Here is an 11,466-nt window from a genome sequence, read left to right as displayed (position 1 = left end):
ATACCTAGTTCACCGCTACTTTTTCCTTCACCGATTCGTCTTGGCTTACCGGGGCTTTCACGTACTTGAAGTTGTTGTTTTGCAGCACGATGTTGCGGGTTTTGGCGCCTTTCAGCTTCAGGAAGGTTTCGGTGCCGGCGGCCGGGAAGGCGTTGTAGACGAAGGCGTCTTCGGTGTTGGTTAGCTCGAGAAGCGGGGTGGCGACGGAGGGCATGGCGCTGCGGATGCCGTCGAGCCAGAGTTGCTGCACGTTTTCAGCGCGCACGGCGGGGCCGGCGGCGGGGTTTACTTGCACGTTGTGGAAGGCGATGTTGCGCGCCTCCTTCACCGTGAAGCCCTGCTTGGCGTCGATGTTCATGTTGCTGAACGTGACGTTTTCGATGGGCATTTCGGTTAGGCCGTTGAGTAGGCCCGCTTGGTTGCCCTCGGCGGTGATGTTGCTGAAATGAATGTTACGAAACCGCGGCGTACGCTCCGTGACGGGCTCGGCCGGGGAGTTGGCGTACTGCATGTCCAGCACGATGATTTGCTCGCGGATGTTCTTCATCACCACGTTATCCACCCGAATGTCCTCGACTACCCCACCCCTACCGCGGGCGGTTTTGATGCGGATGCCCCGATCGGTACCGTCGAAGATGCAGTTGGAAATAGTGATTTTCTTTACGCCCCCCGACATCTCGCTGCCAATCACTACGCCGCCGTGTCCCGAGAGCATGGTGCAGTTGGTGATGGTGTAGTTCTCGGCCGGCACGTTCATCTTGCGCCCCGCCCGGTCCTTGCCCGACTTGATGGTGATGCAGTCGTCGCCGACGCTGATGTGGCAGTTGGCGATGTGCACGTTGCGGCACGACTCGGGGTTGATGCCGTCGGTGTTGGGCGAAGGCGGGTTGTTGATGGTGACGCCGGTGATGGTCACGTTTTCGCAGAACTCGGGGTTTACGGTCCAGAACGGCGAGTTGCGGATGGTGATGCCTTCGATCTGCACGTTTTTGCAGTACATCGGCTGGATGAACGGCGGCCGGATAAAGCCGCGCTCGATTACGCCGGGCAGGTCGGGCTTCAGGATGTTGGCGTTGAGGCGGAAGAATTCCTGCTGCCATTTCGAATCCTGACTTTTGCGCGAGGCACCCTCCGCAAAATCCCACCACTTTTTGCCTTGCCCATCAATGGTGCCGCGTCCTTTGATGGTGATATTCTCGGCCTTGTAGGCATAGAAAAACGGCGAAAACGTCTTCACATCAATGCCCTCGTAGCGCGACTCTACCATGGGCAGGTAGTCGTCGAAATTGTCGCTGAAGTAAAGCACGGCGCCGGCTCCTATGTCAATGGTGATGTTGCTTTTAAGATGAATCGGGCCGGTTCGGTACTTGCCCGCCGGGAAGTACACCGTGCCGCCGCCCGCTTTGGCGGCCGCCTCAATGGCTTTCTTGATGGCCGCCGTGGCCAGCTTGGTGCTGTCGTTGCGGGCGCCGTATTTCAGCACATTGTAGTACTGTTGCGCCTGTGCGGCCGTAGCGCAAAGCAAAAGCAGCAAGCAAAAACCACTGAGACGAAGGAAGTTGTATTGCATATCGAATCTTTACTAGGGGGCAGAAGTCCTGAACGGTTGGGCTAACTTGCCGAAGCATCTCGCTTAACTTGTGGCCTTTGGCGTTGCAGCTTGGGCACGTGTGAGAACTCAACTATCAGCTTGGAAGCTTGGCGGTAACTTTTTTCAGCTCCTTGCCGTGGTAAATTTCCTTGCCGTCGGCGAAGATGCGCAGGCCCTGGCCTTTGTTGTATTTGGCGCCGGTTTTGTCCCAGAGCACCGTGAGCAGGCGGCCGTGGTAGCGTACTTGGTCGAGGCAGAAGTAGTCCCATTTGCCTTGTGGCACCAGCGGAAAAAGCTCCACTACGTTGTCGGGGCGGGGTTTGAGGCCGACTAGGCCGGTGATGATGAGGTCGGCGAAACCGGAGTGGTTGTAGTAGCTGCTGCGCGGGTTGTCGCCCTTTAGCCACTCGCCATTTTTCTCGTCCTGATACTCGCCGATGTAGGGCACGCCGTTTTTCTGGTGCGACTGCGCGTATTTGCGCAGCTCATCAAAGTACACCTGCGCGCTCATGCCGTCCTGGTTTTTGTACTCGGTCAGCAGGTTGGCGAGGCCCTTTAGGGTTTGGGTGGTGGCGTAAGGCCACACCGCGCCGTCCCATTCGCAGCCGTGGCCCGAGCCGTGGGTGCGGAAGCCGGGGGCGCGCCGCTCGGCGGTGGTGATGCCCCACGGCGCCCGGAAGCCGGCCGTGTCGGTGAGGTGGGTCCACTGCTTGGCGTAGGTGGGTTTGTCGGCGGGCAACGAGAAGTACCACGGAATGTAGCCGAGTTCCTCGCGGGCTTCGCAGAGGCCCCCTTTTTCGTATTGCACTTTAAAGAAGGTGCCTTTCTCGTCCCACAAGGTGCGCTGCACGTCGGCGCGGAGTTGCTTGGCTTTCTGCGCGTACCTGGTTTGCAGCGTATCGTTTTTTACTAGTTTGGCCATGGCGCTCATGGCCTTGGCGTTGCCGTACATGTAGCTGTTGATGGTGGGGCGCACGTTCTTTTCCTTGCGGCTGCCGCTGATGGATTCTTCCATGGCGTCGCGCACATCAAACTGCCAGAACATGCCGTTGGGCAGCATTTTTTCCTTTTCCCACTGCCGGTAATCGGTGTTGAGCACGGGCAGCAGCTCTTGCACCAGGGCTTTGTTGGGGTTGACCAGATACATGCTGTACACCGCATCCTGCAACCAACTGCTAAAGGCGCGCAGCTTGGGCTTGGGCTGCTTGGGGTCGGCGAACAGCCAGAACCGCAGGTACTGGTCGATGTACTGCGGGTCGTGCAGCCAACGGCCTTCGTTGAGGTGATGCCCCAAGGCGCTGCTAATGGTGTTGTGCTTGCCGGCGTGGTTCATCGGGGTGATAAACTCCGTGAACACATAGCCGTCGGGCGTTTGCTTGAGGTGCTTGCGGTAAGTCCACCAGCGGTAGTAGTAGGTTTGCTGCAACAACGAATCGGGGCACTCGAACAGCGGCACTTGCTCGGCCAGCCAATCGGCGGCTTGGGCATTGGGCACGTGGTTGACAACCGTCTCTTGGTCCATGCTGTTGAACCAGGCCACGCTGGAGCGCAGCTTATCGGTGGTTAGCACGAACGGCGGGCGCTGCTGCGCTACGGCCGCGTTGGGAGCTTGCCAGTTGAGAAATCCGAGGAAGAAGAGAAGTGCTTTCGTTTGCAACCGCATGGTGGGAGTTAGGGCTTTTCGGCGTCTCTTATTCAAATAACCAGTCTATTTCCTTGGCCTGCTCGCCCCCGCCGCCAAGGCCGGCGTTGTAGGTACGCAGCGGCTGGCTGGCATCCGCAAAGCCGAGAATCAGGCAGGCGCCGCGGCTCAGGTTGAGGGTGTGCGTACCGGCTTTGAACGTATAAGCATGCACATTCACGGCCGGCTGACCCGCTACTACCAGCCCGTTGGCAATCTTGACGTCGGCTTGGCCGTAGTCGTTGGCGCTGGCGTCAATTTCAAGCTGCGGCGCGGGCAGGTAGCGCGAACTTTTCTTATTGAAATAGCCTACCAGCACTTGCACCGGCTTGGTGGTCGTGAAGCGCAGTTCCGTGCCGTTTTTGCGCTGCTGAGCGGCATTCAGGCGCACGCCTTTTAAGCCGGCTAACTCCGGTGCGAGGGCCGTAATCTGAGTTGTAGTGTCCGCGAAAACCGGCTGCCCCGCCGCTACGGAATAGGTACCGGCTTTGGTAAGCAGCGTGACGGGGGCGTTGCGCAGCACCACCAACTTCTGCGAGGCGGGCAGCGCCTTCACGGCTTTCAGCGAGTCGATGCTGTGGCGCAGGTTAGTTAGCTCCCGCTGATACACGGGCAGCATCTCCGCCCACGTGATGTAGGTGGCATCCACGCCGCGCATCGGAATTTTGCGCTGCGCAGTTTGCATGCTGTTGGCGTAGAGGTAGGTATTCTTGGTGAGGTCTACCATTTTCTGCCAGTGCTGCACGCTGCCTTCCAGCGCGGGCACGGCAGCTTCCAGGTCGGTTACATTCTTGCTGTACTTGTAGCGCAGCACTTGCAAGGCGGCGCGCACTTTTTCGGCGTAGAAATCAGCCAGTACGGCCTGGCAGTACATGTCGTTTTTGATGCGCGCAAACTCCGCCTGGTTTTTGGTAACGGACGGGGCGGCGCGCTCAATGGCGGCCACGGCGGCTTTGCCGTGCGCCTGCACTTCGTCGGCCACTTGGGGCGGGGTTTCACCGATGTGCTTCTGTCCTTTGGCTTCTTTCTCAGCGTACTCGATAATCATCTCGCCCTCCGGCGCTTCCGACTCGTAGAGCAGCGTAAACAGGCCGTAGCGCTTGGGGTTGATGAGCTGGCCCATGAGCATGCCTAGCGTCAGGGTCTGGCGGTTGCCGTCGGTGATACCGTAGCGGCGCAGCAGTTTCGGCTCGATTTCACCGGCTTGCTCGTAGGCTTCCAGCACTTGCTTGCCGGCTTCAACGGTGGTGCCGAACTGCTCGCCTAGCTGCTGGCCCCAATAATTCACCTCGGCCGGCCGGGGGCGGTTGGCTTTCCAGGCGTAGCGCGACCAAGCCTTGTACCACATCCAGTCCCGGTCGATTTGCAGCAGACGCTCCGGGGCTTTGTCGGCCGTATAGGGCCAGTCCCAATACGAAGCCTGCGGGTAGAGGTGCAAACCGTTGGCACCGTAGATGCTGTGCATGGCCTGCACCGATTTCTGGATGAAATCGGCGGAGCCGTAGCGAAACGGCTCCAGGTTGGCCAGGATGTGCACGTTCTCGATGTGCACCGAATTCATGCCGCTCAGGGTGCGGTGCAACTCGGCCCAGGAGCCGCGGGGGGTGTAGGTGGTGAGGGCCTCGCCGTTGAATTTCGCTTCGGTATAAAGGTTCTTGTAGAGCGGCAGCGCGGCGTTGATCACGCGGGGCGCGTCGGTGTCGTGGGCGCGCAGCACGATGGGCGGCAGTTCGGTTTGGCCGGAGGCTTTGAGGCCGTCGAGCACGCCCGGAATGATGGTTTTGTTGAACCAGTCCACATCATCCTGCCCGACGCCTTCCATGGCTTCGCCAAGCGCCACCATCAGGCCCACGTTGGGGTATTTCTCGACGAAGGCGGCAATGGATTTGCGGGTGTAGTCGGCAATGAGCGGCACGATGGGCCGGGCGCGGTCCTGGGTTTTGATGTTGTGGTGCTCGGCAAAGGGCTTGGACACAATGATGTTGTAGAACATCTGAATCACCCAAATACCGCGCTTATCGGCTTCCTCGGTCAGGAAACGGTACATTTCCTCGTTCTTCTTGAAGGTGGCATCGTCCACTTCCACCGCGTAGGGATAGTCTTTGAGGCGCACCAGGGAGGCAAACGGGTGGCCGTTCCAGAGGTAGAGCGAGTTCATGCGGTTGTCGGCCAGCATGTCGAGGTACTTCACCCACAACGCTTTATCGTAGAGCCACGGAAACACTTCGGGCGTGTAGGGGTACTCGTACACGGTACGGCCGGGCAAGTAATACGGCTTTTGAATGCCGATGCAGGCGCCGCGCATCACCATTTCGGGTTGCTCTTTCACGCTGAGCTTCTCTTCTATTTTGCCCTGTGCTTTCACCTGCTCGGCCAGTTCCAGGCAGCCGTAGAGCACCCCGGAATTGTCGGTGCCGCTGACCAGAACGGTGTTTTTATCAGCTGAGGTGATGGTGAAGCCCTCTCTGCCGGACGCCGCGCCGGGCGTGGCGTGGTAGGTGGTAGCGGCCTGCGTCAGCAGCGCATCGGTGGCGCGGCCTACTACAATCTGGTTGCTCTTGCCACTAACTTTGTCTTGCTCGGTGATACTGGCCTTATAGCCGGCCGCTTGCAGGGCTGCTAGTAGCCGCTCGGCACCGTAGCGCAGACGCGGGTGGGCTTTTTTGGGCAGCACGATAAGGCGCGTTTCAGTGGGCTTCGGGGGGGCGGCCGACGCGCCGGGGGCGGAAAGCAGCAGGCAGCCAATCAGGAACCAACTAGATGCAAGGCACTTCCACAAACTCCAACGCATCGGCGGTTTTTTTGGGTGAAGACAATATTCTACCTCATCAAAGTTATAGTGGCTACCCCCGCTTGCTTTATACCATCTTCTCCGCCTCTTATAGCATATTGCCACGGCGCCTCAGCAACACCAACGCCCCCACCAGGCCTGGTTTGTATGGGCACACCCGCTACAATTGCACCAACTGAGCGCCGAACCCCTAGCAAAAAGCTCTCCTTACATAAGGAGTGTAGTCGAGCGCTAAAACGTGGCCTAATGCCGCTTATAGGATTGAAACTATGGAACTTGCTCGACGCGCGGCGTCACTTGCTAGCGGCAACTAACGCGCACAATTAGGGTATTTCGGCTGGAAGTCCACTCGAACCGGGCGCACCCGTAGCGAATGATAACATCCTACACAGGGTCGAAAAAATGGTATAGGTAGCGGCTCTTTTTGTCTTGTTACTTAGCTGCGGTTTAACTCCTACCCAGCTCATGAAAAAATTCGCTCGTCCTCTTCTCGGTTTGGCAGTCTTCCTCGCCACGCAACAGGCCGCTCTGGCGCAGTATCCGCAGATTCCGGCTGATGTGCAGAAAGCTACCAACGACATGATGAAAGAGGCCCAGCGGCAATCGGACCTTGCCTGGGCCAAGGCCTACCCCATCATCCAGCGCGACGCCCAAAACGGCAAGCCCTACATTCCCTGGGCCGCCCGCCCAATTGATTTGCCCCAGTCGCCGCTGCCGGCGTTTCCGGGAGCGGAAGGTGGTGGGGCGCACGCCTTCGGGGGGCGCGGCGGCAAGGTGTACGTGGTGACTAGCCTGGCCGACAGCGGCCCTGGTACACTGCGCGAAGCCTGTGAGCAAGGCGGCGCGCGCATTGTGGTGTTCAACGTGGCCGGCATTATTCGTTTGAAAAGCCCGCTCATCATTCGCGCGCCTTACATCACCATTGCGGGCCAGACTGCGCCCGGCGACGGTATCTGCGTGGCCGGCGAATCGGTGTGGCTGAACACCCACGACGTGATTATCCGGTACATGCGCTTCCGCCGCGGCGAAACCAACGTGGGCCGCCGCGACGATGCCATTGGGGGCAACCCGGTGGGCAACATCATGATAGACCACGTATCGGCCAGCTGGGGCTTGGACGAGAACATGTCGATGTACCGGCACATGTACAACGACAGCACCGGCATCCCGGAGCAGAAGCTCGGCACGGTCAACATCACCATTCAGAACTCTATCTTCTCGGAGTCGCTGGACACTTGGAACCACGCGTTTGGCAGCACGCTCGGGGGCGAGAACTGCACGTTCATGCGCAACCTGTGGGCCGACAACGCCGGCCGTAACCCGTCTATTGGCTGGAACGGCATTTTCAACTTCGCCAACAACGTGATGTTCAACTGGGTGCACCGCTCCACCGACGGCGGCGACTACCGGGCCATGTACAACATCATCAACAACTACTACAAGCCCGGTCCGCTCACGCCGAAAGATTCGCCGGTCGGCCACCGGATTTTGAAGCCTGAATCGGGCCGCAGCAAGCTGAAGTACCAGGTGTACGGCCGCGCCTACGTGAACGGCAACATCATGGAAGGCAACGAGAAAGTAACCAAAGACAACTGGAATGGCGGCGTGCAGGTGGAGGAACTGGCCGACGCGGGCAAGTACACCGCCGACATGCGCGTGAACTCGCCCCTGCCCATGCCCGATATCACCATCATGCCCACCGAAAAGGCCTACCAGTATGTGCTGGAAAACGCCGGCGCCACCCTACCCAAGCGCGACCCGGTGGATACGCGCATCGTGAAACAGGTGCGCACCGGCAAAATCGAGTACAAGGAAGGCGTGCAACTGCCCGAAACGCAGTTCAAGCACCGCCGCCTCCCCATCGATTCCTACAAGCAAGGCATCATCACCGACATCAACCAAGTGGGCGGCTACCCCACCTACGCCGGCCAGCCCTACCAAGACACCGACAAGGACGGTATGCCCGACGCGTACGAAAAGAAAAACAAGCTGAACCCCAACGACGCCAACGACGCCAGCCAGGTGCGCGGCAAAGACGGCTACACCAACATCGAAGTGTACCTGAACAGCGTGGTGCCCGTGAAAGAAGTAAAACCGTCGTAGCGCAGCCTATTAGCTAGTTTTATGCTTAGAAGCCAAAGAACCAGCTCCCCTCAGATGAGAAGGGAGCTAGCGTTCTAGCTTCTTTTGACAATTCTGGTTTCAGCGTTGCCATTCATTTGCATTTCTTCCAACGCCACCCCGTTGCGCACTGTGCCCCTACCACGCTTCCTCTCTGCTCTACTCTTTCTGTTAGCTACCAGCGCTGCTCCGGCATTGGCGCAAGGCGGCAAACCGCCTAAAAAGCCGGTGCCCCCACCCCCTATTGCAACCGACAAAGACGGCAAGCTAGCGTACGCGCCGGACTCCTTGGGCAACCGAGTGCCCGACTTTTCCTACTGTGGTTACCGAGCCGGCGAGCAAGGCATTCCGATGGTGGTTATCCGGGTGGTAGTGCCGGTGCAAGCGGGAGATGCCACGGGCCGGATTCAAGCAGCGCTGGACTACGTATCGGGGCTGCCGCTGGGCAAGGACGGCTTTCGGGGGGCGGTATTGCTGGGTAAAGGCAAGCACGAGGTAGCAGGCCGGTTGCTGATTCGGGCGTCGGGCGTGGTGTTGCGAGGCAGCGGCATAGGCGAAGAAGGTACCACCGTGGTCGGCACCGGCTACTCGCGCGACAACCTGATAACGATAGCTGGCCGCAACGACCGGAAGCTAGAAGCCGCTCAGGCCATTACCGATGCGTACGTGCCCGTCAATGCTCGCACGATGCGGGTAGTTACTCCTGGCGCTTTCAAAGTGGGCGACCGGGTGCGGGTGCAGCGGCCTTCCACGGCGGCCTGGATCGAGCAGCTCGGCACCCAATCCTTCGGGGGCGGCGAGTCGGCGCTGGGCTGGAAACCCGGCCAGCGCGACTTGTTCTGGGACCGGCAGGTGGTAGCCATTGAGGCCGCCAGCCTCACGCTGGATGCGCCCATCACCACGGCCCTCGACAAAACCTACGGCGGTGGCACGGTGGCCCGGGCTACCTGGCCGGGGCTACTCACGCAGGTGGGCGTCGAAAATTTACGCTTGGAATCCGCGGTGGATGCCAGCAACCCGAAAGACGAAGACCACCGCTGGATGGCCATGGTGCTGGACAACGTACAGGATGCGTGGGTGCGGCAGGTAGCATTTCGGCGTTTTGCCGGCTCGGCGGTGCTAGCCCACGAAACCGTCCGCCGCCTTACCGTAGAAGACTGCATTTCCACCGAACCCGTGTCGGAAATTGGGGGCGAGCGGCGCAATACGTTTATGACCAAGGGCCAGCAAACGCTGTTTCAGCGGCTGTACGCCCAATCTGGCTACCACGATTTTGCGGTGGGCTACTGCGCGGCCGGCCCCAATGCCTTTGTGCAGTGCGAGGCCGAGGATGCCTACAGTTTCAGTGGCAGCATCGACAGTTGGGCCGCGGGCACTCTGTTTGATATTGTGAAGGAATACGGCCAGGCGCTGCGCTTCGGCAACCGGGAGCAAGACGGACAGGGAGCGGGTTGGGCCGCCGCCAACAGCGTGTTTTGGCAGTGCACCGCCGCCCGCGTGGATTGCTACCAGCCGCCCACGGCGCAAAATTGGGCCTTTGGCACCTGGGCGCAGTTTGCCGGCAACGGGCATTGGGAGCAATCAAACGAGCACATCAAACCCCGCAGCCTGTACTACGCGCAGCTGCAAGACCGCCTCGGGGTCACCGTAGCCAGCCGTGCTATGCTGCTGCCAATATCCACCGAAGCCTCCAGCAGCCCACCCGTGGCCGTGGCGCAGGAGCTAACCAAACTATCGACGGAGGCTGCCCCTACCGTGCTGGCCTTCATTCAGGCCGCCCCAAGCCGCCAGCCCATCCCCACTCAAACCACGGCTCCTACCATCGACAAGCTGAAGGTGAAGCCGGTAGGCAAGCCTGCGTATGCGGCGCCGCTGCACGTGGAGCGCGGGGTGCTAGTGCGCGGCAACGCCCTCCTGACGGGTCGGCGGCAGGAAGTGCCGTGGTGGAACGGCAGCGCCCGGCCCTACGGGCTGCGCAACCCCAAACCGCACGTCACCCGCTTCGTGCCGGGCATGACGGGCCGCGGCCTCACCGACGACCTACCCGAACTGACGGATTCCATGCGGGCCGCCAACGTGGTGGCTTTGGCGCACAACTATGGCCTGTGGTACGAGCGCCGCCGCGACGACCACGAACGGGTGAAGCGCATGGACGGCGAGGTATGGCCACCCTTCTACGAGTTGCCTTTCGCCCGTAGCGGCACCGGTACCGCCTGGGACGGCCTCAGCCGCTACGACCTTACCAAGTACAACCGCTGGTACTGGAGCCGCCTGGCCGAGTTTGCCGACCTAGCCGACCAAAAAGGCCTCGTACTGCTCAATCAGCACTATTTCCAGCACAACATCATCGAAGCCGGTGCCCACTACGCCGACTTTCCGTGGCGGCCCGTCAACAACATCAACAACACCGGCTTCTCCGAACCCGCGCCCTACGCTGGCGACAAGCGCATCTTCATGGCCGAGCAATTTTACGACGTGACGGATGCCACGCGGCGACCCTTGCACCGGGCCTACATTCGGCAGTGCCTCAACAACTTCGTGGGCAAGTCCGGCGTGATTCACTTGATTGGGGCTGAGTTTACGGGGCCGCTGGCGTTCGTGCAGTTCTGGCTGGATACCATCAAAGAGTGGGAAACGGAAACCGGCCAAGCGGCCACTATTGCCCTGAGTACCACCAAAGACGTGCAAGACGCCATTCTAGCCGACCCTGCCCGGGCCGCCGTGGTAGACGTCATCGACATCAACTACTGGCACTACCAGGCCGACGGCACCCCTTACGCGCCAGCAGGCGGGCAGAATTTGGCGCCGCGTCAGCACGCCCGGTTGCTTAAGCCCAAGCGCAGCTCGTTCGAGCAAGTGTACCGGGCCGTGCGCGAATACCGCAAGCAATTCCCCGACAAAGCCGTGCTCTACTCCGCCGACAGCTATGATGCATTCGGGTGGGCGGTGCTGCTTGCGGGCGGGTCGTTGGCCTCGGTGCCGCAAGTTTCGAATGCGCGCTTTGCGGCGGCCGTAGCCGGCATGGCACCCGTGGAGCTAAGCGGCCAGCCGACCGGCCAGTGGCTGATGAGCGACAATAAAACCGGCTTTTTGGTGTACCGCGAAAGTGCAGCGCCGGTCGAGCTCGATTTGTCCACTTTGAAAGGCACGTTCGTGGTCCGACACATCGACCCAAAAACGGGTAAGCTTTCTAGTGCCTCTGAAACCGTGAAAGGCGGTCAGCGCATTACCCTAACCAAGCAACCCGTCGGCGCCGAAGTGGTGTGGCTCCAGAAGAAATAG

5 protein-coding genes are annotated in these 11,466 nt (G+C 60.2%); 2 read left to right on the top strand and 3 right to left on the bottom strand.

Annotation, left to right across the window (positions count from 1 at the left end; all coding sequences use genetic code 11):
* Nucleotides 1–4 precede the first annotated feature (4 nt).
* The 3 genes from MTX78_RS05020 to MTX78_RS05010 form a co-directional block, all read right to left on the bottom strand.
* Nucleotides 5–1,570 (bottom strand): glycoside hydrolase family 28 protein, encoded by a 1,566-nt coding sequence (locus MTX78_RS05020; protein ID WP_243800468.1) that lies wholly within the window; start codon nt 1,568–1,570, stop codon nt 5–7.
* Between the two features lie 115 nt (nt 1,571–1,685).
* Entirely contained in the window at nt 1,686–3,254 is a 1,569-nt protein-coding gene (locus tag MTX78_RS05015; RefSeq protein ID WP_243800466.1) for an alpha,alpha-trehalase, read from the bottom strand.
* A 28-nt stretch (nt 3,255–3,282) separates the two neighbouring features.
* The gene (locus tag MTX78_RS05010; RefSeq protein WP_243800465.1) at nt 3,283–6,051 is read right to left on the bottom strand and encodes an alpha-d-galacturonidase; all 2,769 of its coding nucleotides are present in this window, start codon (nt 6,049–6,051) and stop codon (nt 3,283–3,285) included.
* A 477-nt stretch (nt 6,052–6,528) separates the two neighbouring features.
* Here MTX78_RS05010 and MTX78_RS05005 point away from each other — a divergent pair, with 477 nt between their 5' ends.
* Nucleotides 6,529–8,166, top strand: coding sequence for a pectate lyase family protein (locus MTX78_RS05005; protein WP_243800463.1), 1,638 nt, complete (start codon nt 6,529–6,531; stop codon nt 8,164–8,166).
* A gap of 84 nt (nt 8,167–8,250) precedes the next feature.
* Nucleotides 8,251–11,466, top strand: coding sequence for a DUF6298 domain-containing protein (locus tag MTX78_RS05000; protein WP_243800461.1), 3,216 nt, complete (start codon nt 8,251–8,253; stop codon nt 11,464–11,466).

This window comes from Hymenobacter tibetensis (assembly GCF_022827545.1).
In the GTDB taxonomy this organism is placed as follows: Bacteria; Bacteroidota; Bacteroidia; order Cytophagales; family Hymenobacteraceae; genus Hymenobacter; species Hymenobacter tibetensis.
This window is presented reverse-complemented; position numbering and strand designations above follow the sequence as displayed.